The sequence below is a fragment of the Billgrantia kenyensis genome (assembly GCF_013697085.1).
In the GTDB taxonomy this organism is placed as follows: Bacteria; Pseudomonadota; Gammaproteobacteria; order Pseudomonadales; family Halomonadaceae; genus Halomonas; species Halomonas kenyensis.
The window spans coordinates 1-24,125 of record NZ_JACEFT010000036.1 but is presented as its reverse complement, the minus strand read 5'-3'; the positions used below and the strand labels follow the sequence as shown (position 1 = coordinate 24,125).

Annotated in this window: 20 protein-coding genes and 1 pseudogene; 13 read left to right on the top strand and 8 right to left on the bottom strand. The window is 64.8% G+C overall.

Annotation, left to right across the window (positions count from 1 at the left end):
- Positions 1-10 precede the first annotated feature (10 nt).
- From H1D44_RS18600 to H1D44_RS18590, 3 genes are read right to left on the bottom strand one after another with little or no spacing between them, the layout of a single operon-like run.
- Entirely contained in the window at positions 11-1,510 is a 1,500-nt protein-coding gene (locus H1D44_RS18600) for an SLC13 family permease (protein ID WP_181516774.1), read from the bottom strand.
- Between the two features lie 47 nt (positions 1,511-1,557).
- Positions 1,558-3,069 (bottom strand): phospholipase D family protein, encoded by a 1,512-nt coding sequence (locus tag H1D44_RS18595; protein WP_181516773.1) that lies wholly within the window; start codon positions 3,067-3,069, stop codon positions 1,558-1,560.
- A 55-nt stretch (positions 3,070-3,124) separates the two neighbouring features.
- A complete protein-coding gene (locus H1D44_RS18590; RefSeq protein ID WP_181516772.1) occupies positions 3,125-3,367 on the bottom strand; it encodes a hypothetical protein in 243 nt (80 codons plus the stop codon).
- A gap of 132 nt (positions 3,368-3,499) precedes the next feature.
- Here H1D44_RS18590 and H1D44_RS18585 point away from each other — a divergent pair, with 132 nt between their 5' ends.
- The gene (locus H1D44_RS18585) at positions 3,500-4,300 is read left to right on the top strand and encodes a TlpA family protein disulfide reductase (protein ID WP_181516771.1); all 801 of its coding nucleotides are present in this window, start codon (positions 3,500-3,502) and stop codon (positions 4,298-4,300) included.
- Positions 4,301-4,453: 153 nt separating this feature from the next.
- Entirely contained in the window at positions 4,454-7,396 is a 2,943-nt protein-coding gene (gene rapA / locus H1D44_RS18580; protein WP_181516770.1) for an RNA polymerase-associated protein RapA, read from the top strand.
- A 9-nt stretch (positions 7,397-7,405) separates the two neighbouring features.
- Here the strand turns inward: rapA and H1D44_RS18575 are convergent, their stop codons facing one another.
- Positions 7,406-8,308, bottom strand: a complete 903-nt coding sequence (locus H1D44_RS18575) for a TIGR01777 family oxidoreductase (protein ID WP_181516769.1) — start codon at positions 8,306-8,308, stop codon at positions 7,406-7,408.
- A gap of 101 nt (positions 8,309-8,409) precedes the next feature.
- On the opposite strand from H1D44_RS18575, the gene H1D44_RS18570 reads away from it, so the two are divergent.
- The 8 genes from H1D44_RS18570 (at position 8,410) to H1D44_RS18535 (ending at position 16,662) form a co-directional block, all read left to right on the top strand.
- Positions 8,410-9,474, top strand: a complete 1,065-nt coding sequence (locus H1D44_RS18570; RefSeq protein ID WP_181516768.1) for an NAD(P)/FAD-dependent oxidoreductase — start codon at positions 8,410-8,412, stop codon at positions 9,472-9,474.
- A gap of 121 nt (positions 9,475-9,595) precedes the next feature.
- On the top strand, positions 9,596-10,510 hold the full coding sequence (locus tag H1D44_RS18565; RefSeq protein WP_181516767.1) for a MerR family transcriptional regulator: 915 nt from the start codon (positions 9,596-9,598) through the stop codon (positions 10,508-10,510).
- 22 nt (positions 10,511-10,532) lie between these two features.
- Positions 10,533-11,951, top strand: a complete 1,419-nt coding sequence (gene phrB, locus H1D44_RS18560; RefSeq protein ID WP_181516766.1) for a deoxyribodipyrimidine photo-lyase — start codon at positions 10,533-10,535, stop codon at positions 11,949-11,951.
- Between the two features lie 58 nt (positions 11,952-12,009).
- Entirely contained in the window at positions 12,010-12,444 is a 435-nt protein-coding gene (locus H1D44_RS18555; protein ID WP_181516765.1) for a nuclear transport factor 2 family protein, read from the top strand.
- A 44-nt stretch (positions 12,445-12,488) separates the two neighbouring features.
- Entirely contained in the window at positions 12,489-13,274 is a 786-nt protein-coding gene (locus tag H1D44_RS18550) for an SDR family NAD(P)-dependent oxidoreductase (protein ID WP_181516764.1), read from the top strand.
- A 3-nt stretch (positions 13,275-13,277) separates the two neighbouring features.
- Entirely contained in the window at positions 13,278-14,624 is a 1,347-nt protein-coding gene (locus H1D44_RS18545; RefSeq protein WP_181516763.1) for an NAD(P)/FAD-dependent oxidoreductase, read from the top strand.
- On the top strand, positions 14,621-15,394 hold the full coding sequence (locus H1D44_RS18540; RefSeq protein ID WP_181516762.1) for a DUF1365 domain-containing protein: 774 nt from the start codon (positions 14,621-14,623) through the stop codon (positions 15,392-15,394). The genes H1D44_RS18545 and H1D44_RS18540 overlap by 4 nt, the downstream gene beginning before the upstream one ends.
- Positions 15,391-16,662, top strand: a complete 1,272-nt coding sequence (locus H1D44_RS18535) for a class I SAM-dependent methyltransferase (RefSeq protein WP_422671904.1) — start codon at positions 15,391-15,393, stop codon at positions 16,660-16,662. The genes H1D44_RS18540 and H1D44_RS18535 overlap by 4 nt, the downstream gene beginning before the upstream one ends.
- Before the next feature lie 4 nt (positions 16,663-16,666).
- On the opposite strand, the gene H1D44_RS18530 is transcribed toward H1D44_RS18535, so the two are convergent.
- The gene (locus tag H1D44_RS18530; RefSeq protein ID WP_181516761.1) at positions 16,667-18,529 is read right to left on the bottom strand and encodes a putative bifunctional diguanylate cyclase/phosphodiesterase; all 1,863 of its coding nucleotides are present in this window, start codon (positions 18,527-18,529) and stop codon (positions 16,667-16,669) included.
- A gap of 248 nt (positions 18,530-18,777) precedes the next feature.
- On the opposite strand from H1D44_RS18530, the gene fabA reads away from it, so the two are divergent.
- Positions 18,778-19,293 (top strand): 3-hydroxyacyl-[acyl-carrier-protein] dehydratase FabA, encoded by a 516-nt coding sequence (fabA, locus tag H1D44_RS18525; protein WP_181516760.1) that lies wholly within the window; start codon positions 18,778-18,780, stop codon positions 19,291-19,293.
- A gap of 13 nt (positions 19,294-19,306) precedes the next feature.
- Entirely contained in the window at positions 19,307-20,524 is a 1,218-nt protein-coding gene (fabB, locus tag H1D44_RS18520; protein WP_181516759.1) for a beta-ketoacyl-ACP synthase I, read from the top strand.
- Between the two features lie 92 nt (positions 20,525-20,616).
- Here the strand turns inward: fabB and H1D44_RS18515 are convergent, their stop codons facing one another.
- The 3 genes from H1D44_RS18515 to H1D44_RS18505 all read right to left on the bottom strand — a co-directional run bounded on the left by H1D44_RS18515 (position 20,617) and on the right by H1D44_RS18505 (position 23,498).
- Positions 20,617-21,375, bottom strand: a complete 759-nt coding sequence (locus tag H1D44_RS18515; protein ID WP_181516758.1) for a lysophospholipid acyltransferase family protein — start codon at positions 21,373-21,375, stop codon at positions 20,617-20,619.
- Positions 21,372-22,265, bottom strand: a complete 894-nt coding sequence (locus H1D44_RS18510; protein WP_181516757.1) for a sugar nucleotide-binding protein — start codon at positions 22,263-22,265, stop codon at positions 21,372-21,374. Before H1D44_RS18510 ends, H1D44_RS18515 begins: the two co-directional genes overlap by 4 nt.
- Before the next feature lie 603 nt (positions 22,266-22,868).
- Complete coding sequence (locus tag H1D44_RS18505) at positions 22,869-23,498, bottom strand: recombinase family protein (protein WP_238984577.1); 630 nt, start codon at positions 23,496-23,498, stop codon at positions 22,869-22,871.
- Positions 23,499-23,680: 182 nt separating this feature from the next.
- On the opposite strand from H1D44_RS18505, the pseudogene H1D44_RS21075 reads away from it, so the two are divergent.
- Positions 23,681-23,857 (top strand): annotated as a pseudogene (locus H1D44_RS21075) (IS21-like element ISCARN89 family transposase); the annotation flags it as partial.
- Positions 23,858-24,125: the final 268 nt, after the last annotated feature.

Below are 24,125 nucleotides of genomic sequence, written 5' to 3'. Positions count from 1 at the left end.
AGGGAGCCAGTCAGCCGGCCCAGCCGAAGCCGAGCACCGGCATGGCCAGGGCATGCAAAAAGAGCAGGATTGTCAGGATCGCCACCAGGCTGATGATGGCACCGGCGCGCATCATGTCGAGGACGGTGAGCTTGCCGCTGGCGAAGACGACGGCATTGGGCGGCGTGGCAACCGGCAGCATGAAGGCGCAGCTCGCCGCCATGGCCACCGGGATGGTAAGCAGCAACGGGCTGGCACCCAGGCTGACGGTCAATGAAGCCGTCAGTGGCAGGATGGCAGCCGCCGTGGCCGTATTGCTGGTGACATGGCTCATCAGCATGACCACCACCACGGTCATCGCCACCAGGCTCCATACCGGCCACTCACCGAAGGCGGAGAGCCCCTGGGCCACCATGGCTGCAAGCCCGCTGCTCTCGATGGCGGTACCCAGGCTCAGGCCACCACCGACCAGCAGCAGCACGCCCCAGGGCAGGTTGCGCGCACTGTTCCAGTCGAGCAGGAAGCGCCCCTCCTTCAGACGGGCCGGTACCACGAAGAGCATGATGGCGGCGATGACCGCGATACCGGCATCCGTCAGCTCGACATTCGGCAGCAGGTTCTGCAGCAGCGGCCGCGTGACCCAGGCCAGCGCCACCAGTAGGAAGATCACTGTCACGCGTCGCTCAGGGGCGGTGATGCGCCCCAGGTCGCGCGCCTGCTCCTCCAGCAGGCTGGCCACGCCGGGAATCGGCTCACGCGGCAAGGGGTAGACCACCCGTGTCAGCAGCCACCACGACATGGCGAGCAGCAATAGCGCGGGAGGCAAAGCAAACAGCATCCACTCGGCAAAGCCGATCTCGATCCCGTAGTTGTCGGCCATGAAGCCGGCCAGCAGGGCATTGGGGGGCGTTCCGATCAAGGTCCCCATGCCACCGATGTTGGCGGCCAGGGCGATGCCCAGCAGCAGCGTCAGCGTCATGTGGCGACTGGCCCCCACTCCGCCGCGGCGCTCCAGCAGCCGCAGCACCGATACGCCGATGGGCACCATCAGCGCCGCGGTAGCAGTATTGCTGACCCACATGCTGAGCCCCGCCGTGGCCATCATGAAGCCCGCCACCAGTTGATGCGGCCGATGCCCGCAGCCCCTCAACACCAGCATCGCGATGCGCCGATGCAGGCCCCAGCGCTGGATCGCCTCAGCCAGTAGAAATCCACCCAGGAACAGAAAGATCAGCGGGTTGGCGTAAGGCGCAGCCGCCTCGGAAATAGTATTGGTGCCCAAGAGGGGCAGCAACGCCACGGGAAGTAGAGCTGTCACCGCAATGGGCACGGGTTCCGCCACCCACCACACTGCCATCCAGGCAGTGAGCGCCACCACCTGCCAGGCGGCCGGCGGCATGTCCGCAGGCGGATCGATCCAGATCAGCACCAGCGCCAGCAAGGGGCCGCCAAGCAGCGCCAGCAGGCGCAGGCGCTCCAGGCGCGGCGAGCTTGGAGTGTCGGTCTGATTTTCCTCGAACGGTTGTGTCATGCTCGACTCCTTGAGGCTACTGCTCCGGCTTGCGGCCGGGCCACGCCCTACAGGAGGGGCTCCAGCCAGGCGATGCGCCCCAGCGCGGCCCCCAGGTGACGCCAGAATCCACCCGGTTCACGCGTCAGCCGCACCGACTCCCCCTGCAACACGGTATGCCAATCAAGTCCTCCCGTTTCGGCAGCACTCACCCGGTAGCTCAGCGATGGCGACTTGCCGATGGCAATCAACTCCTGCAGCTCGGCAGCCAAGCTGGGGCTAGTTGCCACAACGCCCACTTCGGTATTCCACCATACGGAGCGAGGATCGGCATTGGGTGAACCGATGAACACCCGCTCGTCGTCGATGCCGAGCGCCTTGATATGCAGCGCGGACGCCGATGAGCCCACGCCGAAGGCAATGCCGTCGTCGGGTTCCCCTTCAGCACGCAATTCGTAGAGGCCCACCCCGCTGTCGAGCAGCTCCTGCCGGCGCACCTGGTAGGCACCATGAGCGATCGGCACATCGGTCGCCTCCAGGGCGTTGGTGAAGACATCCACGGCGACACCGCTGTCGGCCATTTCGCTCAGCAGCTGCGTACCGAGCCTGCCGGGCACGAAGTAGGCAGACACCACCACGAGGCTTTCCTTGGGCTGGCCGAGCGTCTCGTACAGTGCCCCGGCCATGGTTCGCTCGAAGGCAGGCCGGCCATGCCAGGCCGGTTTGCCCGGGGGGTCCCACAGGGCGACCCCCTCCCCCCAGTGCAGCCTGCCGACCAGGGGCCCCTGCTCGATATCGGCATAGCGCTGGCGCAGGTCGGCGAAGTAGGGGGAGCCGGCATTGGCCTCGAACCAGTCGCCGAGTGACGCCTGCAGCTGGCGCCAGGCCGAGTGGTCGGCGCGATGGTAGCGAGCGATGGGCTGGGCCAGCCCGTGGTTCCAGTAGAGGTGAAAACTGTGTGACAGCGAGTCCACCACGGGGCCAAGTGTGAGCAGATCCAGGTCGGTGAAGTTACGCGGCTCACTGGCGCTGTAGTATTCGTCGCCCAGGTTGCGCCCACCGACAATGGCCAGGGCTCCGTCGGCGATCCACAGCTTGTTGTGCATGCGGCGATGCTGGCGGGCGGCCTGGGGTGCCGAGGCCAGCACCCTGCCGGTCAAGGTGCCTCGTGCAAAGCCCAGGGGGTTATAGACGCGGACCTGGACATTGGGATGCGTGTCGAGCGCGGCCAGTGTTCGACCCTGACCTACCGCACCGATATCATCGACCAGCAGTCGCACCTCGACGCCTCTCTCGGCGGCCGCCAGCAGTCGAGTCAGCAGCACCCGGGTCGTCTGCCCGTCACCCATCAGGTAGGTCTGGATATCGAGCCGCCGATCGGCCTGCTCGCTGAGCAGCACCCGCAGGCTAAAGGCATCCTGGCCACTGGAGAGCAGGGCGAAGCCGCTCTTGTCCGGATGCTGCGAGCCACTCAAGCGCGCCCATTGTCCCAGCCAGGTCGCCTCGCGCTCGGCAGGTAGCAACGGTGTCGCATGCTCACGAACCACCTGGTTACCGGCACAGCCCTGAAGGAGAAGCATGAGTACAGCACAGAACACCAGCTTCCAACCGCGGGCTTTGCCCGCACCGCCGGAGTCAGGACTCGTCATCGTCGTCCGCCAGGCGCCGCGCCATTGCCTTGCGAACCTTGTTACGGCGGTAGAGCCGGGCCAGTGCCAGGCACAGCGCAAACGCAACCATGACCGCCAGCGTCACCCCCTGCCAGGGTCGGGCGGCCTCGCCTCCCATCACCGTTTCTAGGGTGATGATCAGGATGAAGCCCAGCGCCTGGCTGCCGATGGCCAGGGCGCGCAGGAGATCGAACGACTTTTGTGCCATGAAGGGCTCCCACCGGATGACAGTACTGGCCGCGGCCAGTAGGCTTGCTCTGCCTGACGCGTTACGTTATGCAAGTGAATGATTCTACCCGGTCTTGGCGTTTGCGCCGACCCCTTTGCTGGAGCTGAGCCAATGGATGCCTTCGCCCTGGGCCCCGTGTTGATATCCATCCCGCGTCTCTACGCCATTGGCTGCGCCCTGCTGTTGCTGCTCGCCGCCTGGCTATTGCTGGGCCTTTCACCCACGGCTCGGGCACGCTGGTTCAACGGCCTGCTGCTGGCCTGGCTGGTGGGCGCACGACTGGGCCATGTAGCACTGAACCTGGATGCTTATGCCGCGGCACCACTGGATGTGCTCAAGCTTTGGCAGCCTGGCTATCACGGTTTATGGGGGCTGTTGGCTGCGCTGATCTGGACTGCCTGGGCCCTGCGTGACCGGCTGCTGTCGATGATCGGCGCCATGGGACTCACCATCGGCGTCTCGGCCCTGTGGCTGGTGCTGGTGACCCTCGCCCCGTTGGGCGGCGACATGCCGCTGCGCGAGCTGCCCGACATCACCCTGGAAAATCTCGACGGCGAGCCGGTCAACCTGCAGGCCCTGAGAGGCGAACTGGTGGTGGTCAATCTGTGGGCCACCTGGTGCCCGCCGTGCCTGCGGGAAATGCCGCTGCTGGCCGAGGCCGACACCCGCGAAGGCGTCAGCGTCGTCGTCGTCAACCAGGGCGAGGAGCTGCTCCAGGTGGTGCGCTATCTCGACGAGCAGGAACTGGAGTTCCGCTATCCACTGCTCGACCCGAACCAGGAGATGATCAGGACCATGGAGTCCCCGGGGCTGCCTACCACGGTCCTGTTCGACCGCCAGGGCCTGGCGGTGGAGCGCCACGTGGGTGAACTGTCGAGGGCACAGCTGGACGGCTGGCTGCGGGGCCGCTGAAACAACCGATTACAACTTGCCCCTATCATTTCCCGCCTTGCTCCACCAGCCTTAAGCCATCGCGGGCTTTGCGTTAGAATCCCCCGCCCTGCTGTCGGTGGAGCCAGTTCCGTCGGCAGCATGCGCACCGTATTCAGCATCGACCGAGGCATCATGAGCGACTTTTCACCCGGCCAGCGCTGGATCAGCGACGGCGAGGCCGACCTGGGCCTGGGCACCATCCTGAGTTGCGACCACCGAAGCGTCACCGTGCTGTTCGGCGCCAGCCAGGAAACTCGTACCTACAGCAACCGTCAGGCACCGCTAACCCGCGTCGCCTTCAGCAGTGGCGATCGTATCCGCTCCGCCGAAGGCTGGAACCTGACCGTCGACGACACCAAGGAAATCGACGGCTTGATCGTCTATATCGGCGAGGATGACCAGGGCGAGCTGCGCGAGCTGCCCGAGGCGCGCCTGGCCGATACCACGCAGTTCGATCAGGCCCGCGATCGCCTGCTCACCGGCCAGGTCGACCGCAACGACTGGTTCGACCTGCGCTTTCGCACGCTGCACCATCATCACCGTATCGAGCAGAACCCGGCCCTGGGCCTGGCTGGGGCGCGCATCGACCTGATTCCCCATCAGCTCTACATCGCCGACGAAGTGGCACGGCGCCACGCACCGCGGGTGCTGCTGGCCGACGAGGTGGGGCTGGGCAAGACCATCGAGGCCGGCCTGATCCTGCACCGCATGCTGCTGACCGGCCGTGCCGAACGCGCCCTGATCCTGGTGCCGGCGAGCCTCACGCATCAATGGCTGGTGGAGTTGCTGCGTCGCTTCGCCCTGAATGTCGCCCTGCTCGATGAGCAACAAAGCCTGGCCCAGGCCGAAGCCAACCCATTCGAATCCGCCCAGTTGATCCTGGCAAGCCAGGATTGGCTGTTCGCCAACCCTCACCGCCAGGAGCAGGCTGCGGCAAGTGACTGGGATCTGCTGATCGTCGACGAGGCTCACCACCTCGATTGGGGCAGCGATCATGTCGGCCCCGGCTACGCCTGTGTCGAGCGCCTGGCGAAAGCGGTGCCCGGCATGCTGCTGCTGACCGCTACCCCCGAGCAGATGGGACTCGAGAGCCACTTCGCTCGCCTGCGCCTGCTCGACCCCGACCGCTACCACAGCCTCGATGCCTTCCGTGAGGAAGAGCAGCACTACGTGGAAGTGGCCCAGGCCATCGACGCCCTCGATGCCCTGCCGGCAGGTGGCGAGAACGACCGCGCCCGGGTCGCTGCGGTGATCGACGAACCCGACAGCCTCGCCCTGCTGGGCACCCTGGCCAATCTCGAAAGCAGCCCGGAGCAGCAGGACAGCGCCCGCGACCAGCTGCGCGACCAGCTGCTCGACCGCCACGGCACGGGACGGGTGATGTTTCGCAACAGCCGCCGCCATGTCGGTGGCTTTCCCCAGCGCCGTCTGCACCTGGCTCCGCTTGCGCTGCCCTCGGCCTACCGCCGCTTCCTGCGCAAGCTCGAGCGCGACGAGGACTATCTCGACGAGCTGCTGATCGAGACCGGACTCGATCATCCGGATGTGTTGATCTACCCCGATGCCACCTACCGCGCGCTCTCCGACGATCCGCTCAACTGCGAGCCCTGGTGGCAGATTGACCCGCGCGTGAGCTGGCTTCTGGAGCGCCTCGCCGACGACGGCGAGCAGGGCTTCGCCGCGGACAAGGTCCTGGTGATTGCCCATGACCGAGAAACCGCCCAGGGCCTGGCCGAGGCGCTGCGAGTGCTGGGCGGGATCCATGCCCCGGTGTTCCACGAGGGGCTGACGCTGGTGGAGCGCGACCGTGCAGCGGCAGCCTTCGCCGACGATGAGGAGGGAAGCCAGGTGCTGGTGTGCTCCGAAATCGGCTCCGAGGGACGCAACTTCCAGTTCTGCCGCCACCTGGTGATGTTCGACCTGCCGCAGCATCCCGACCAGCTGGAACAGCGCATCGGCCGACTCGACCGGATCGGCCAACGCCACGCCATCGAGATCCACGTGCCGCTGTTCGAGGCCAGCCCCGGCGAGCGGCTGCTGCGCTGGTTCCGCGAAGGGATGGACGCCTTCGACGCACCGCATGGTGTCGGCAACGAACTGTTCGACGCCTTCGGTGATGCCCTGGCCGAGGCCCTGCTCGACGATGAAGCGCTCGAAGAGGTCATTGCCGAGACCCGTGCCTTGTTCGAGAACCGCCTGGCCCAGCGCGATGCCGGCCGCAACCGCCTGCTGGAGCTCAATGCCTGTCGCCCGGATCGGGCCGAGGCGGTAGCCGCGGCGATCCGCGAGCTGGACGATGACCCGGCACTGCCGCGCTACCTCGATCAAGCGCTGGATATCTTTGGCGTCGACAGCCAGGAGCTCGGCGGCGGCCTGCTGCACCTGCAGCCCGGCCCCCAGATGCTCGACGGCCTGCCCGGCCTGGCCAAGGGCGAGGAGGGCTTCACCGCCACCCTCTCCCGAGAGCGCGCCCTGGCCCGCGACGACGTCCAGCGTCTCTCATGGGAGCATCCGCTGCTGCGCGAGATGATGGACCGCATCCTCGACGGAACCATGGGCAACACCGCCCTGGCGCTGCTCAAGCATCCGGCCATCCCCGCCGGGCGACTGATGGCCGAACTGGTGTTTCGCACTCACTGCCCGGCGCCCAGGCGGCTCCATATCAACCGTTTCCTGCCACCGACGGCGGTTCGCGTACTGCTCGACGAATCCGGCGCCGTACTCAGCGACAAGGTCTCCTTCACCGGGCTCGCCAAGAACCTGCAGAAGGTCAAGAAGGCGGTGGCACGGGAGCTGATCCGCAGCCGCCACGACCAGCTTCGGGAGTTGCTGACTCGCGGCGAGCGGGAGGCCGACCGGGAGCTGCCGAGCATCGTCGAGGCCGCCCAGGTTCGCATGCGCCATGAGCTGGATGAAGAGCTCGCCCGGCTACAGGCGCTGGCAAGGCTCAACCCGGCGGTGCGCGAGGAGGAGCTCGAAGCGCTGCGCCGCGAACGCAGCGAGCTCGACGCGGCCATCGACGGCACACGCCTGCGCCTGGATGGGGTAAGGGTGATCGTCACCGTCGGCGATTAGGCAAGCCCCCTAGAGGATATCGGCCAGCGCCTGCTCCAGGGTCGGGAAGCGAAACTCGAACCCGGCCTCGAGCAAGCGCGCCGGACGCATGTCGGCACCGGTCAGCAGTAGGCGCGCCATCTCGCCGAAGGCGGCCTTGAGCACGAAAGCGGGCACCGGAAACACTGCCGGCCGCCTCAGTTGGCTTGCCAGGCTGCGGGTGAATTCGGCGTTGGTGACCGGGTGCGGCGCGCTGCCGTTGAAGGGGCCCTCCAGGTCGTCTCGCCCGAGCAGGAACTCGATCCCTCGAACCAGATCCTCGCGATGGATCCAGGGCATGAACTGGCGGCCGCTGCCGAAGCGCCCTCCCAGCCCCAGCTTGAACGGCGGCAGCATCTTCGCCAGGCTGCCGCCGCCCTCATCCAGTACCAGGCCGGTGCGCAGCAGTGCGACTCGCGTACCGAATTCGGCGGCCTCGCGGGCGGTATCCTCCCAGCGCTTGCACAGCCGGTGAGCGAACTCGTCGTGGGGCGGCGTCTCCTCGGTGACTTCACGATCCCCCTGGTCGCCGTAGAAGCCCATCGCAGAGCCCGAAACCATCACTCTGGGTGCCCGGCCATTGGCCGACTTGAGCTGCTCACAGAGCATCACGAGGTCGCGCGTGATGCCGACCCTGGAGTCGATCAAGCGGTTTTTCTGCTCATCGCTCCAGCGCCGCTCGGCGATAGGTTCACCGGCCAGGTTGACGATGGCTTCCGGGGCGGCATCGACGAAGTCGAGCACCGAGCGTCGCACATCCGCCCCTGCGGGCAGCTTGCGCCTGGCCTCTTCCGGATTACGGGACACCACCTGAAGGCGATGCCCCGCCTGCTCGAGGCTCAGGCAGAGGCGCTGCCCGACGAAACCGCTACCACCCGTGATCAGTACACGCATCTCTGCCACCTTTCGTCAGCTTGAACCAGGCCACGTTATACAAGTTTTGTACACTTCTGCTATTGTAGCTGCTAACCCTTCGACCGCGTGAGGCCTGCAGGATGCGCCCTTCGCCGCGACCTTCAACTGCCATCATCGGCGCCGGCATTGCCGGCCTGGCGTGTGCTCGAGCGCTGCATGGCGCAGGCTTGCCGGTCACGCTTTTCGAAAAGTCGCGCGGGCCGGGAGGGCGGCTGGCAAGCCGCCGACTGGCCGAGGCCACCCTGGACCTGGGCGCTCAGTTCTTCAGCGTACGCCACGAAGCCTTTCGTCGTGAAGTCATGAGCTGGCTCACCGCGGGTGTGGCCGCGCCCTGGCCGTGGAAACTGTGGCGCATAGAGAACAAGCACTGGCGCTATCGCCATGACGGCGGCGAGCGCTACTGCGGCCAGCCGCGCATGAGTGCCATCACCCGCCACCTGGCCGACGGCCTGGCCCTGCACAGCGAATGCCGCATCCTCGGCCTGAGCCGGCGTGCTCACGCCTGGTGGCTGGAAACCGAGTCGGGAGAGACCCACGGCCCGTTCGACCGGGTCGCGATCAGCTGCCCTTCGCCCCAGGCCATGGCGCTGCTCGCCGCCCACGACGACACCCTTGCGGCGGAGTGCCAGGCGGTGGAGCAGCGCGCCTGCTGGGCGGCCTGGGCCTGCCTGGACACACCCTTCCCCCGAGTGCCAGGCGTCGAAGCCGACTGGCAAGCGGCCCAGGGACAGGAGGGTCCCTTGCGCTTTGTCTCGCGCAATCACCTGAAGCCTGGCCGTTGGGCGCAGGGTGAGTCCCTGACCCTGCTGGCACTGCCCGAGTGGAGCGAGCAGAACCTGGAGTGCAAGCCATCGCAGGTGGCCTGCATGCTGTTCGATGCCCTCCAGCAGATGCTGCCCGCCGGGGTCAGGCTGCCCAGGCCGACTCAGCTCGGCGCACACCGCTGGCGCTTTGCACACCCGGAATTGCCAGCTACCTCGCCGAAGCCCACGGACCAGGATTACCGACTCTCCCCCCTGGGCCTCGGCCTATGCGGCGACGGCTGGCGGGGCGCCAGGGTGGAGGACGCCTGGTTATCCGGCCATCACCTGGGGCTGGCCCTGGCAAGGGCTTCTACTGGAGAAGCGTTGACGATTTGCCCCTGATCTCCATCAGTTGTACACCGCTCGATTAGTGTACAATATTGTCAGCGACAGCCTGGTCAATGGCCAGGCAGACGAACCCACGCCACGGAGTGGCCCAGACAACAACCAGGCAGAGGCACGCATGACCGAGAAGGGTGGCCACCCGGCCGACACACCGCTCTATCCGATTCGCGAGGTGTCTCGCATCACTGGTGTCAACTCGGTGACGCTGCGCGCCTGGGAGCGGCGCTACGGCCTGATCCGCCCCCAACGCACCCCCAAGGGACACCGCCTCTACGCCCGCGAGGATATCGAGAGGGTCGAGCGTATCCTGCAATGGCTGAGCCGCGGCGTGCCGGTCAGCCAGGTCAAGGAGCTGCTCGATCAGCCTGCCTCTGCACCAACGCCTGAGCCGGCAACCGGCGACTGGCCCAGCCAGCAACGCCAACTGGTCGCTGCCATCGAAGCCCTGGACCAGCAGCAGATGGAGACCCTGTTCACCCAGAGCCTGGCGCTCTACCCGGTGACCACCTGCCTGGCGGAGCTGTGGCAACCGGTAATCCGCGATCTCGAAGAGCGTTGGTCCGATCAGCTGGGCGCCGCCCTGCAGCGCCGCTGCCTGGAATCCTTCCTGCGTACTCGCATCGGTATACGTCTCTACCATGCCAACCTGCGTGCCCGAGGCCCCCTGTTGCTGATCGCCCCGCTGCCCGACGATCCAGGTCCGCTGTGGCTGCTGCTGGCGGCATTGGCCGCCAGTGATGCCGGCTACCGCATCCAGCTGCTCGACAGCTCCCTGCCCTTCGGCGAGCTGCCGCTGGCCGTTGAGCGACTCCAAGCCAGCGCCCTGCTACTGGTCAGCGGCCGCGCCGAGCGCGCCGACCTGGTCCGGCGCCAGCTGCCGCGCCTGGCCGAGCAGCTCGACGCACCTCTCGGGTTGTGCGGCCCCGTCGCTCGTATTCGCAGCAACGACCTGGCCGACAGCCTAGTGGAACTGCTGGGCGACGACTTGCCGCTGGCCATGGCGCGCCTGCGCTCGTTGATTCGCGACGACTGAACGACACTCGAGGCACCGAGTCATGGCCCGTTCGCTGGTATGGTTTCGTAGCGACCTGCGCATTGCCGACAATACGGCACTGGCTGCCGCCGCCCGCCGAGGGACCGTGGTGGCCGTGTTCCTGCGCAGCCTGCCCCACTGGCAGCGCCATGGTCACGGGGCCAACAAGCTCGACTTCTGGCACCGCGGCGTCGTGGCCCTGAGCGAGGCCCTGGCCGGCATCGGCATCCCCCTGCTGCATCGCGATATCGACGATTTCGACGAGGCTCCCGCCCAACTGCTGACCATCGCCCGGGAGATCGGCGCCAGCGCCCTGCACTTCAACCGGGAATACGCGCTCGACGAGCAGCGACGCGACCATGCCGTGGTCGATGCCTTCCGCCAGGCCGGGCTGCAGGCAAGCGGCCATCACGACAGCGTGGCCTACGCCCCCGGGGAGCTGTTGACCGGCAAGGGCGATTTCTATGCCGTGTTCACCCCCTTTGCCCGAGCCTGGCATCGCCGGCTTTCGGCAGCGCAGCTCGCCCTGCGCGACACGCCTGAACCACAGGCGCCGCTGCCCCTTTCCGCCGACCCCATTCCGCCCCTGCCCAAGCCTGCCCAGGCGCAGGCCGGTGCCAGGCAATGGCCTGCGGGAGAGACCGCGGCCGCCGATCGCCTGGAGCGCTTCCTGCGCTTTCGCGTACGGCACTACGCCGATCAACGCGACTTTCCGGCTGTCGCCGGCACCAGCGAGCTGTCGCCCTATCTGGCTCTGGGCATGATCTCGCATCGCCAGTGCCTGCAGGCGGCACTCGGCGAGAACGACGGCAGCCTGGCCGAGGGCGATGCCGGCATCGTCAGCTGGGTCAGTGAGCTGATATGGCGCGAGTTCTATCAGCATGTGGCGGCCGGATTTCCGCGGGTGTGCCGCCACCGCGCCTTCCAGCGGCACACCGAGGCACTGGCCTGGCGAGATAGCGAGGACGACTTTGCCGCCTGGTGCGAGGGACGAACCGGCTATCCCATCGTCGACGCCGCCATGCGCCAACTGGTTCGCCGCGGCTGGATGCACAACCGCCTGCGCATGGTTGCCGCCATGTTCCTGAGCAAGCATCTGCTCATCGACTGGCGACGCGGAGAGGCGTTCTTCATGCGCCACCTGGTGGACGGCGAGTTCTGTGCCAACAACGGTGGCTGGCAGTGGGCCGCCTCGACCGGCACCGATGCAGCGCCCTACTTTCGCATCTTCAACCCCACCACCCAGTCGCGCCGCTTCGATCCGGAAGGTCGCTTCCTTGCCGAGTACCTGCCCGAACTGGCCGGGCTGGCGCCGCGGGACCGCCACGCTCCCAGCGACACCCAGCGAGCCAGCACGGGCTACCCCTTGCCCATCGTCGATCACAAGGCAGCCCGGGCCCGAGCGCTGGCCGCCTTCAAGGCCCTGCCCCCGAGCCACTGAACCCAACCCACTGATCCTAATCCACTGATCCAGCACCACTGATCCAGGAGCCATCGAGATGCACCGGGACGACACCCTGGAGGCGTTCTGCGCCGCCTTCAATAAACTAGACAAAAGCTGTACAAATTTATTGTACGAGTTATATACTCACGACGTCATCTTTATCGACCCGTTTCACCATATAGCAGGATTAGAGGCGCTAGAAGCGCACTTCCTGGGGCTGTACGAGAACGTGACAGAATGCCGATTCAGCTTTCACGAGCGGGCGATCCAGGGGCAGAAAGCCTATGTGACCTGGACGATGCACCTGACTCACCCGAGGCTGGCCGGCGGCAAACCCCTGAAAGTAGAAGGCTGCTCACAGCTGCGCTTCTCGGACAGAACGCCCGAGCGGGTGTGCGTCCATCGAGATTATTTCGACGCCGGCGCCATGCTCTACGAGCAGCTGCCGCTTCTCGGCCCGCTGGTGCGCTGGATCAAGCACCGGGTCTGAGGCGGCAGGGTCGAGCAGCCACATAGACAGCAGCGGGAGACACCATGGTGGTGAGCAGAGCAGCGAAGCGTATCTGGCTGACCGGTGCAACCTCGGGCATCGGCCGTGCGCTGGCCCTGCGCCTGCTTGATCAGGGGCACCTGGTAGCGCTGAGTGCACGCAGCGAGCCAGCGCTGCGGGCGCTGTGTCGAGGTCGTGCCAACGCCATAGCTGTGCCGCTGGACATCACGGACCGAGCCTCGGTGATCGCTGCCGGGCAGAATCTCGCCGACCTGCTGGGACATCTCGACCTAGCCATTCTCAATGCCGGGACCTGCGAATACCTGGAGCATGGCCAATTGGACACCGCCTTGGTCGAGCGTGTCTTTGCCGTCAACTTTTTCGGCTCTCTGCATTGCATCGAGGCGGCACTGCCGCTGCTGCGGCGGGCTCGTGAACAGGGCAAGCACCCGCAGTTGGCGGCAACCTCGAGCGCGGCGGCCTACCTTGCCTTGCCGCGTGCCGAAGCCTACGGCGCCTCGAAGGCAGCGCTGAGTCATTTTCTCGAATCGCTGCGCCTCGACCTGGCGCCGCAGGGGATCAGCGTGAGCCTGATTCACCCCGGCTTCGTCGACACCCCGCTGACCAAGCGCAACGACTTTCCCATGCCGGCACGAATTTCGGCCGAGGCGGCGGCCAAGGCCATCATTGGCGGCCTGGAGAGACGCCGCCTGGACATCCACTTCCCGCGACGCTTCACCATTGGGCTACGCCTGCTCGGCCTGCTTCCGCCGTCACTGCGCTTCCAACTCGGCAAACGACTGGTACGCCAGCCTGCCACGGAGAACTGATCCATGAACGTCGCGCTGCAGTCAGCTTACGCACCGGTTCCTCCCGCTCAACGCATCGCCGTGGTGGGTAGCGGCATCAGCGGCATGGCCGCTGCCTGGTATCTCAGTGCCCGTCATCAGATAACCCTGTTCGAGGCGGAAAGTCGCCTGGGTGGGCATACCGCAACCATGGATGTGGAACTCGAGGGCCGACACTACGCCATCGATACCGGCTTTATCGTCTTCAATGACTGGACCTACCCCCACTTCCAGCGTCTGCTGGCCCAGCTCGGCGTGGCCGTGCAACCCACGCAGATGAGCTTCTCCGTCCACGAGACGCAGCGGGATTTCGAATATAACGGCCACACCCTGGGCTCGCTGTTCGCCCAGCGCAGCAACCTGTTCAAGCCGAGGTTTCATCGCCTGCTTGGCGACATCCTGCGTTTCAATCATCGTGCCACCCGGGACCATCGACTGGCCCGCCTGCCCGCCACGCTGACGCTGGGCGACTACCTCGATGCACATGGCTATGGCGACGACTTCCAGCATCGCTACCTGTTGCCGATGGGGGCGGCCATCTGGTCGGCCAGTCTCGGCGGCATGCGCCAGATGCCGGCCCAGTTCTTCGTGCGCTTCTTTCATCACCATGGCCTGCTTTCGATACGCCACCGGCCCCAGTGGTACACCCTGGTTGGCGGCTCTCGCGCCTATATCCCGGCACTGACGGCCCCCTATGCAGAGAACATTCGGCTGGCAACGCCGGTGCGAGGCATTCGGCGGACCACTGGCGGGGTCATGCTGACCACCGCTCGGGGTAGAGAGCACTTCGACCAGGTGGTGCTGGCCTGCCACGCCGACCAGGCACTGCAGCTGCTGCAGGATGCGACACCTGCCGAAACCGCGATTCTCGGCGCGCTGCCTTACCGTGACAACGACGTGGTGCTGCACACCGACACGCGCCTGCTGCCGCGCCGGAGGCGCGCCTGGGCAAGCTGGAACTATCGCCTCGACGGGCGCGGCGACAGCGCCCGAGCCTCGGTGACATACAACATGAACCTCCTCCAGCGGCTCGAGTCCCCGCAGACCTTCTGCGTCACGCTCAATGACAGCGCGGCAATCGACCCGCGCCGGGTGCTGGGGCGCTTTCGCTATGCCCACCCCCAGTTCGAGATGGACGGTCAGCAGGCCCAGGCCCGCCACGCCGAGATCTCCAGCGTCACGCGCCGCACGCATTTCTGCGGCGCCTACTGGCGCAACGGCTTTCACGAGGATGGCGTCTGGAGCGCCCTGCGCGTCGCCCATGCGCTGGGCTGCGACGAGAGCGGCACGCAGCAGGTGGGTGCCGCAGTACTGGAGCCGATACCGTCATGACCCCCTCGCCGCGCTCCCGCATCTGTCACGGCACACTGCGCCACCGCCGCTTCCTGCCACATGTGCATGAATTCGAATATCGGGTATGGATGATGTGGCTCGACCTGGAGGAGCTGCCCGGGCTGTTCGATGGCGTCCCTGGCTTCAGCGCCCGGGGGCCGGCACTGGCTCGTTTTCGGCGTGAGGATTATCTGTCGCCGCTGGAGCTGCCACTGGCCGAGGCGGCCCGAAACGAGGTAGCGCGCCAACTGGGGCGGGCGCCACAGGGCCGCGTCTGCCTGCTGACTCAGCTGCGCACCCTGGGCTCGGGCTTCAACCCCATCTCGCTCTATTACCTTTACCACCGCGAGGAGGAGGGCGGCGCACTGGGCGCCGTGCTGGGCGAAGTCACCAACACTCCCTGGCGCGAGCGCACTCGCTATGCCTGCACCACCGCGCCGGGGCGCCACGCCCATCGCGCCGAATTCGCCAAGGCCATGCACGTATCACCGTTCATGCCGCTGGACATGACCTATCGCTGGCAGTTCGACACCCCGGGCGAAACCCTGTCACTGCACATGGAAACGTGGCGCCGGGAGCAGCGTCATTTCGACGCCACTCTCTCGCTGGCCTGCCGGCCAGCAACGCGTACGGCCCTGCTGGCTACACTGGCCCGCCGACCATGGATGAACCTCAAGACCCTGGCAGCCATTCACTTCGAGGCACTCAGGCTGTGGCTCAAGGGTGTTCCGCTACACGACCATCCCCACCGCAAGGAGACCTCACCGTGAACATGCTGCGCACACATCCGCATAGCCCACCTCTGGGCAATGAGTCAATCGTGACTCGCCTGCTGAAGCCCCGCATGCTGGCGCAGCTCGGCAGCCTCGAGGGCGGCCGCATCACCCTCATCGAGGGCAACCAGTGCCACAGGCTTGGCCAGGGCGGCCCGCTGCAGGTGACTCTGGTAGTACGTCGCCCACAGGCATGGCGTCGACTGGCCCTGGGCGGCAGCCTCGGCGCGGCCGAATCCTATATCGACGGCGACTGGGACGTCGACGACCTGACCGGCCTGATTCGCCTGTGTGCCGTCAACATGGAGCAGCTCGACAACGATGTGGGCTCCAAGCTCGCAAGGGCAGGCATCTGGCTCGGCAGCCTGGGGCAGCGGCTGCTGCGCAATACGCTGAACCGCGCCCGGCGCAACATCGAGGCCCACTACGATATCGGCAACGATCTCTTTGCCACCTTCCTCGATCAGCGCCACTGGATGTACTCCAGCGCCGTCTACCCCCATCCAGAAGCCAGCCTGGAAGAGGCATCGACCTACAAGCTGGACCGGATCCTGGCACGCCTCGACGTGCAGCCACACCACCACCTGCTGGAGATCGGCACCGGCTGGGGCGGCCTGGCCATCCATGCCGCACGTACCCGCGGCTGCCGTGTCACCACCACGACCATTTCCAGCGAACAGTACGAGTATACGCGACGCCGCGTGCTGGAAGAGGGGCTGGAGTCACAAGTCACCGTACTGAAACGCGACTATCGAGAACTCGAAGGGCGCTACGACCGCCTGGTCTCGGTGGAGATGATCGAGGCCGTGGGGCATCAGTATCTCGCAACCTACCTGGCTACGCTGGACCGACTGCTCAAGGATGACGGCCTGGCCATGCTGCAGGCCATCACGATCCGCGACCAGCGCTTCGAGATGGCCAAGCGAGAAGTCGACTTCATCAAGCGCCATGTCTTCCCGGGCGGTTTCCTGCCGTCGCATCACGCCATCATGCAGAACCTGGCCAAGCGGACTTCAATGAACGTCATCGGCCTCGAGGAGATCGGGCCGCACTACGCACGCACCCTGCGCGAATGGCGACACCGCTTCGAGTCGCGCCTGGATATGGTGCATCGGCTGGGCTACGACGAGCGCTTCATCAGGCTGTGGCGATACTACCTGTGCTACTGCGAAGCCGGCTTCATGGAGCGCTTGATCGGTACTAGCCAGCTGCTGCTGGCCAAGCCGGGCGCAAGGCCGGCAGAAGTGATCGACACGCTGGCTTGACCGGCTACAACGAGGGCTCGGCTCGCAGGACCAGCCCCGATGAGGATGACACCGACGCCTGCCACTGTGCCTCGATCGCTTCCGCGGGGCCCGGACGGGCGTAAAGGAAGCCCTGGACCAGGCGACAGCCGGCCTGCTGCAGGAACTCGAGCTGGCCCTGGGTTTCCACGCCTTCGGCTACGACGTCCAGGCTCAGGCCTCGCGCCATCGCCAGCACAGCGCTGACGATGGCAGCGTCGGCGGGATCGTCGGGCAACGAGCGGATGAAGGCGCGATCGAGCTTAAGCTTGTCCAGCGGCAGGTTCTTCAAGTAGCTGAGCGACGAGTAGCCCATGCCGAAGTCGTCGATGGCAATGCGATGGCCCTTGAGGCGCAGCGCTTCCAGTCGCGGCACGATGTCGCCGGCTCGCTCATCGAGCAGCACCGACTCGGTCAGCTCCAGGCCCAGTTGGCTAGGCTCGATGCCGTGACGAGCCAGGCCAGCCGAAAGCGCGGTTTCCAGCTCGCCCTGGAACATCTGGATCGCCGAGATGTTGATCCACACGGGCAGCTGCGGCAGCCCCATCTCGCGCCAGCGCGCCATCTGCGCCAGCGACTCGTCGATGACCCAGTTGCCCAGCGGCCCCATCAGGCCATGGCGTTCGGCCAGCGGAATGAAGTCAGCCGGCGACACCATGCCGTACTCCGGATGGCGCCAGCGCAGCAGCGCCTCCATTCCCACCACGGCGCCATCCATGATGCGGTGCTGGGTCTGGTAGTGCAGCTCCAGCTGCTCGCCGTTGGCCAGAGCGTCGCGCAGGCTGTAGACCAGCGCCATCTGTGGCGAGTCCTGCACGTCCAGGGCAGGACGAAAGCGCTGGCTGACGTTGCGCCCATGGCGCTTGGCTGAATAAAGGGCCGATTCCAGGCGCTGGAACAGCACGCTGGAGCCCTTGCCATCCTCGGGAGCGCGACAGCTACCGATCGAGAGTCCCAAGCGCAGGGTCTTGCTGCCCAGCTCGAAGGGCTCGCCCAGATGCTGTCGCAGCCCGGCGACCCACTTGTCATGATCGTCGAACGTGGTGGTACGTATCACCAGGAACTCGTCGCCGCCGAGGCGGCCAACGACACCGCCAGCGACATGATGAGCCAGGCGCTGGCCGAAGCGGGCCAGCAAGCGGTCACCCTGCTCCACGCCGAGGCTGTCGTTGACCGACTTGAAGCCGTCGATATCGATGATCGCCATGTCGAGGCTCTCGCCGGCTCGCAGGTGACGCAGGCGAGAGGTCATCAGGTCATGCAGGCGGCGGCGGTTGGGCAGGCCGGTCAGCGGATCCTCGAAGCCGATGCGTCGCAGGTCCTGCTCACGGGCCTTGTGCACCGAGATGTCGGTGAAGGTACCGACGTAATGGCTGATACGGCCGCGGCTGTCAGTCACCGCCTTGACCCGCAGCCACTCAGGGAATTCGTCGCCCTGCTTGCGTCGGTTCCAGATCTCGCCCTCCCAGCGCCCCTTGGTCCTGAGGGTCTGCCAAAAGCGCTGGAAGAAAGCGGAATCGTGGCGTGCGGCAGCCAGGTTGGCGGCGTTCATGCCGCGCACTTCATCCTCGTCATAACCGGTGATGCGAGTAAAGGCGGGGTTGACGGCGAGGATACGATTCTCGGCGTCGGTAATCTGCACCCCCTCCTCGGAGAGCATCAACGCCTGCTGCATCAGGTCGGCGTGCTGGCGGTCGCGCTGGACCTGGCGCCAGGCATCCCACAGCCCTACCGCCACGATACCGACTGCCACCAGTCGCAGGCCGGGGCCGGGCAGCCAGATACAGGCTGCTAGCGCCGCCAGGGCAGCCCAGGTCAAGGGGCGATTGAGTGCAGATGATGGCCGCATGAAAGGTCTCGAGAAACGAATATGGGGTAACAGGGTGCGTCCATGCCGTGCATCGACCCCTCCTTGTTTATCGACACCTGACGCTGACACTTTAATCGCTCGCGCAGGTCACGTCATGCCTGGCGTGCAATCGGTGGCCTCGGCCAGTAGACTAGGCAGGGCCGCCCGGGCGGGTCGGCCCTCTGCGCCACGCCGCCTCTGCACCGCAAGCGGAAGGGCTCACAACAACTGCGACTCGGAACGACTCAGTGACCAAGCAACACTCTTTCGGACGCGAAGAACTGCTGGCGTGTAGCCGCGGCGAACTCTTCGGCCCCGGCAATGCTCAACTGCCGGCGCCCAACATGTTGATGCTCGACAGGATCACGCGCATCCATGAACAAGGTGGCCAGTTCAACAAGGGCGAGCTGATCGCCGAGCTGGATATCCATCCCGACCTGTGGTTCTTCGATTGCCACTTTCCCGGCGATCCGGTCATGCCCGGCTGCCTGGGGCTCGATGCCATGTGGCAGCTGGTGGGCTTCTACCTGGGCTGGCTTGGCCATCCCGGTCGTGGCCGTGCCCTGGGCTGCGGCGAGGTGAAGTTCACCGGGCAGATCCTGCCCGATGCCGAAAAGGTCACCTACCATATTCACGTCAAGCGCATTATCACCCGGCGCCTGATCCTGGGCATTGCCGACGGCACCGTGACGGTCGATGGCCGTGAAATCTACCAGGCAAATGACCTTCGGGTCGGCCTGTTCACCTCTACCGCGAATTTCTAAACAGGAGGCTTCCATGCGACGAGTGGTGGTCACCGGTCTGGGTATCGTTTCCTGCCTGGGCAACGACGCGCAGACGGTCGTGGAGGCGCTCAGGAGTGGGCGCTCGGGTATTCGCTTCAAGGAAGAGTACGCCGAGCGCGGCTTTCGCAGCCAGGTCGCCGGGGTCGTCGATATCGACCTCGAGGCCTTGATCGATCGCAAGCTGCGCCGCTTCATGGGTGATGCTGCGGCCTATGCCTACGTGAGCATGGCCCAGGCCATCGAGGATTCGGGCCTCACGCCCGAGCAGGTCTCCAGCGAACGCACCGGCCTGATCGCCGGCTCGGGCGGCGCCTCCAGCGCCAACCAGGTCGAGGCCGCCGACGTCTTGCGCGAGAAGGGGCTCCGCCGGGTGGGTCCCTACCGGGTCACCCGGACCATGGGCAGCACCGTTTCGGCTTGCCTGGCCACACCGTTCAAGATCAAGGGCGTGAACTACTCGATCTCCTCGGCCTGTGCCACCTCGGCTCACTGTATCGGCAATGCCATGGAGCAGATCCAGTTGGGCAAGCAGGACATCGTCTTTGCCGGTGGCGGCGAGGAGGAACACTGGACCCTGTCCTGCCTGTTCGACGCCATGGGCGCCTTGAGCACCCAGTACAACGACTCGCCCGAGAAGGCCTCACGTCCCTATGACAAGGCACGGGACGGCTTCGTCATCGCTGGCGGCGGCGGCATGCTGGTGCTCGAAGAGCTTGAGCACGCCAAGGCCCGCGGCGCCAGGATCTACGCCGAGCTGGTCGGCTACGGCGCCACTTCCGACGGCTACGACATGGTCGCACCCTCCGGTGAAGGTGCCGTGCGCTGCATGCACCAAGCCATGGCTACCGTCGATGGTCCAATCGACTATATCAACACCCACGGCACCTCCACGCCGGTGGGTGACGTCGCCGAGCTCAAGGCCATTCGCGAAGTGTTTGGCGACAGCACACCGGCGATGAGCTCCACAAAGTCGCTGACGGGGCACTCCTTGGGCGCCACCGGCGTGCAGGAGACCATCTACTCCCTGCTGATGATGGAGCATGGCTTCATAGCCGCCTCAGCTAACGTCGAGGAGCTCGACGACCAGGCGGCGGGGTTCGACATCGTCACCCAACTGCGTGACGGAGCCAGCGTCGACCGCGTGCTCTCCAACAGCTTCGGCTTCGGCGGTACCAACGCCTGTCTGGTACTGCAGCGCTACCGCGATTAAGTCAGGCAAGCCTGACAGAGTGCAACAAGGCGCCCCCACGAGGGGCGCCTTCTGCGTTCAGGCTGGCACGAAATGGCCTGTTGCAGGCGACGCTAGCCCGAGCTGGCGTTGACTGCCGGCTTCGCCTCGACCGGGCGCGGCACCTCGGAAATTTCGGCCAGCTGCGACTCGATCCACGCCTCGACCTCGGCGAGCACCTCTTCTGGCGTCCGACCCACGGTATCGATGGGCTGCCCCACCACCACGTTGAGTACACCCGGATTCTTGATCCAATGGCGGCCCGGCCAGCGTTCGCCGGCGTTATGCGCCACCGGGAGCACGGGCACTCCGGCACGGCAGGCGATCACGGCCCCGCTCTTGTTGTAGCGGCGACGGTGGCCGGGGTCGACCCGCGTGCCCTCGGGGAAAATCAGCACCGATAGCCCCTCCTGCAGCCGTGCCACGCCCTGGCCAAGAACCTGCCGCATGGCTCGGGCCGGCTTCGAGCGGTCCAGGCCGATAGGGTGCAGCAGCCTCAACCCCCAACCGAAGATGGGAATTCGCAGCAGCTCCTGCTTGAGTACCGTGCATACCGGCGGCTTGAGGACCTGCAGGTAAAGCGTTTCCCATTCGCACTGGTGGTTGGCCAGGATCACGCACGCGCCAGCGGGCAGATTCTCTCGCCCACGGACCCGGTAGGTCACCCCGCAGGTCCAGCGGAACCAGGCAGTGATGAAGTGGTTGTAAAGGTTGAGCAGGCGGTAGCGCGACGGCAGCGCCAGGAAGGGCGCCACTGGCAGGAAAAGCACGCCACTAACGAAAATGGCCAGGAAATAGCCGAAATAGAACAGCAAGCTGCGCAACAGATTCATCGGGGGCTGCTGTCCTCTTCATCGCTCGCAGTAGCCAGGCGAGCCTGGCACCAATCATCGAGGAGGCGCCCGGCTTCCAACCGCCACGGCTTCTGGTGCACGCCGAAGGCTTCCAGCACACGTCGGCAGTTGAGCACGCGGCGCAGCGGCTGGTCATGGTGGTGCTTGAGCGCCTTCACTTCGCCAAGGCTCACCTGCTCGCCCAGTCCCTCCAGCCGCGTCGAGAGCTGGGTGCGCACCATGGAGGTAAAGGTGAAGGCACTGACTGGCTCCGTCCCCGCCAGATGATAGGCACCCCAGGCATTCGAGCCACATGCCAGCTGATGCAGCATGCCCACCAGCGCCATGGCCACGGCATCCGCCGAGGTTGGACAGAAGATCACGTCCTGGGCGGCACGCAGCTCCTCGCCGGTCACCAGGCTGTCGATCAACCCATTGAGCCATGCATGCCCGCCCTCCAGGGCAAACAGCGGGCCCAGACGCACGATCAAGTGGTGCGGATGGCTTTCACGAATACGATCCCCGATGGCAATCAATCGCCGCAAGCTTTCGTCCCTCGGCGCCGGGATCACGTGCTCGTCGATAGGCGTCTCGAAGCCATCCTGATAGAGCTGGTCGGACACGCACCATACCAGCGGCGTGCCGGTTTCCCGGCATGCCGCCAGGCAGGCATCGACCCCCTCTCCATGGGCCACCACGGCGGCAGGCTCGATCTCCATGGGCGCCGCAAGCGGCGGGATGATCACCGCCGCCGGTGCCAGCTCGCGCAGGCTGGCCGCATCGATGCTCAGGCCCGGCTCGATCACTAGCTCGGTATCACTACGCCGATGCACCAGCCTGGCCAAGGCCAGGTTCAGGCAGTGACCGGCATCCAGTACCAACAACTTCACACGATCGCCTCCGGCAGCTTCTGGCGAAGCATGTCAGAACGGTAGTCGGCATAAGACATGGGGCGCAGCAGAAGTCATTAATCTTAAGCACTTGTTCTTCATGAAATTTTACCTCAAGACAACAAAAAAAGCAACGTAAAATGTAAAGCAAAGATGCGTATGGCGTGCACTTCAGCACTATCCTGATGGGATGTAAAGCTAGCTATCTTTACACGCTGTAAGCCAGGCACCACCTGATGTTCATGATAACTTTATGCCGGGTCCACGTCAGCAGAACCTACCCACCTGGCATCTCAAGCCCCCTAGTATGCCGCCTTCGAAAGGAGGAGGCCAACACAAAGAAAGAGGCCCTAGGATGCCCCTTCCCTTCCCCCTCCTTCTCATTTCTCATCACCCCGGCACAGGAGCCTGTACGACTTGGCTTGGACTCAGCAATACCCAGTCGTAGGAAGGCTCTACCTGGAGACTGCATTTAAAACTGAACGGAACGGCACCGTTAACACAAGGCTCACCATTAAAGTCACTTTCGCGGCTTCTTACTATCCTAGGCCAAGTCAATCACAGCCCATGCGGCCTCCTTATCATGATAAGCGACTCTTCATTTCAACTTCTTTTTTCCACCCTCTGCACTGTGCTTGCTGCACATCCAGCTAACTCAGCAGTCTTGCGAATGCTGAAGCCTTTTTCTCGAAGCTCTTTTATCTTAATGTGCAAGGCAGCGTCAGCCGGTCTTCCCTTGTAGCCCCCCCGAGCCCGGGCCTGCTGAATGCCTTCAGATTGGCGCCTCCTGCGATCCTCATAATCCTTCCTAGCGACCGCCGCAAGCATATCCAGTAGCATATCATTCACAGCATCAAGCATTCGGGCAGTAAAATCTTCACCGCCTGTGGCCCGCATGGCTGCATGGCTCGTTGGCAGGTCTAAGGCGACAATGCGGACGCCAGCCTTCTGAATAGCTGCTTTGAGCGACTCCCAATCAGCACGGGCCAAGCGAGTCAGCCGATCCACTTGCTCTATCAGCAAAACATCTCCCGGACCTGAATCTGCGAGCAACCTGAGAAGTTCAGAGCGGTCGGCTTGCGCACCGCTTGCATTTTCGGTGTACCAAGCAGCGACCCTAGCGCCATGTTCGCCAGCAAACTGCGCTAGCATCGCTTTTGCTCTATTCGCATCTTGTTCATCTGTAGAAGCCCTTAAATATCCTCTTACAAAAATTTGTGCGGGCATATGCATCAATCCTCCTTGTACCTATTTGGCTACATTTAAATATATTGTAGCTTTTTGGCTCGGACAGTTAAACATATGAATACAAAAAACTAGATAGACAAGTGCACCCCTTGAGGCATACCCAATTGAATACGATAACCAGACCCCTGTTAATTTTGACAGGTGGAGAATTAATAAACTAAAAAGTAACCACACGTGGAAAGCGCACCGATGCCAACCGCGACTACATCGGCTACCTGCTGCGCACCTTTCCTCAGCTGAGCAGCGTCAAGGTGGCCCGCAAGCTGCGCGAGAAGGCCCGCGAGTTGGCGGTCTCGGAGGACACCCTGCGGTGTTACGTCCAGCAAGTGAAGGCCAGTGTGGCTTGGTGGTGCCTATCTTTCAGGGCAGCTCCTTTGCTCCTGAAATTTGGGACAAGTGCCTAGCAGCGGCTTAGAACGGTCCTCAAATGATCCTTTGCCCCTCTAAGTCTGAACCTATAGACCGTACCCACCTTGTTTAGCCTCAGATTCAGTTGGGTAGATTCAGCAGCATCCTCAATAAAATCTCTCTGGCTTGGCGGTCTCAAGTCCCAAGCGCAACACTATTGAAGGGTGTCCGGTCCAGCGACTGATTTCTTGAGCACCTCGGAAT

What these genes read in the sequence shown, in the direction of transcription:
- H1D44_RS18600 (WP_181516774.1), bottom strand. Translation starts at nt 1,510, where the DNA reads ATGACACAACCGTTCGAGGAAAATCAGACCGACACTCCAAGCTCGCCG.
- H1D44_RS18595 (WP_181516773.1), bottom strand. Translation starts at nt 3,069, where the DNA reads ATGCTTCTCCTTCAGGGCTGTGCCGGTAACCAGGTGGTTCGTGAGCAT.
- H1D44_RS18590 (WP_181516772.1), bottom strand. Translation starts at nt 3,367, where the DNA reads ATGGCACAAAAGTCGTTCGATCTCCTGCGCGCCCTGGCCATCGGCAGC.
- H1D44_RS18585 (WP_181516771.1), top strand. Translation starts at nt 3,500, where the DNA reads ATGGATGCCTTCGCCCTGGGCCCCGTGTTGATATCCATCCCGCGTCTC.
- rapA (WP_181516770.1), top strand. Translation starts at nt 4,454, where the DNA reads ATGAGCGACTTTTCACCCGGCCAGCGCTGGATCAGCGACGGCGAGGCC.
- H1D44_RS18575 (WP_181516769.1), bottom strand. Translation starts at nt 8,308, where the DNA reads ATGCGTGTACTGATCACGGGTGGTAGCGGTTTCGTCGGGCAGCGCCTC.
- H1D44_RS18570 (WP_181516768.1), top strand. Translation starts at nt 8,410, where the DNA reads ATGCGCCCTTCGCCGCGACCTTCAACTGCCATCATCGGCGCCGGCATT.
- H1D44_RS18565 (WP_181516767.1), top strand. Translation starts at nt 9,596, where the DNA reads ATGACCGAGAAGGGTGGCCACCCGGCCGACACACCGCTCTATCCGATT.
- phrB (WP_181516766.1), top strand. Translation starts at nt 10,533, where the DNA reads ATGGCCCGTTCGCTGGTATGGTTTCGTAGCGACCTGCGCATTGCCGAC.
- H1D44_RS18555 (WP_181516765.1), top strand. Translation starts at nt 12,010, where the DNA reads ATGCACCGGGACGACACCCTGGAGGCGTTCTGCGCCGCCTTCAATAAA.
- H1D44_RS18550 (WP_181516764.1), top strand. Translation starts at nt 12,489, where the DNA reads ATGGTGGTGAGCAGAGCAGCGAAGCGTATCTGGCTGACCGGTGCAACC.
- H1D44_RS18545 (WP_181516763.1), top strand. Translation starts at nt 13,278, where the DNA reads ATGAACGTCGCGCTGCAGTCAGCTTACGCACCGGTTCCTCCCGCTCAA.
- H1D44_RS18540 (WP_181516762.1), top strand. Translation starts at nt 14,621, where the DNA reads ATGACCCCCTCGCCGCGCTCCCGCATCTGTCACGGCACACTGCGCCAC.
- H1D44_RS18530 (WP_181516761.1), bottom strand. Translation starts at nt 18,529, where the DNA reads ATGCGGCCATCATCTGCACTCAATCGCCCCTTGACCTGGGCTGCCCTG.
- fabB (WP_181516759.1), top strand. Translation starts at nt 19,307, where the DNA reads ATGCGACGAGTGGTGGTCACCGGTCTGGGTATCGTTTCCTGCCTGGGC.
- H1D44_RS18515 (WP_181516758.1), bottom strand. Translation starts at nt 21,375, where the DNA reads ATGAATCTGTTGCGCAGCTTGCTGTTCTATTTCGGCTATTTCCTGGCC.
- H1D44_RS18505 (WP_238984577.1), bottom strand. Translation starts at nt 23,498, where the DNA reads ATGCATATGCCCGCACAAATTTTTGTAAGAGGATATTTAAGGGCTTCT.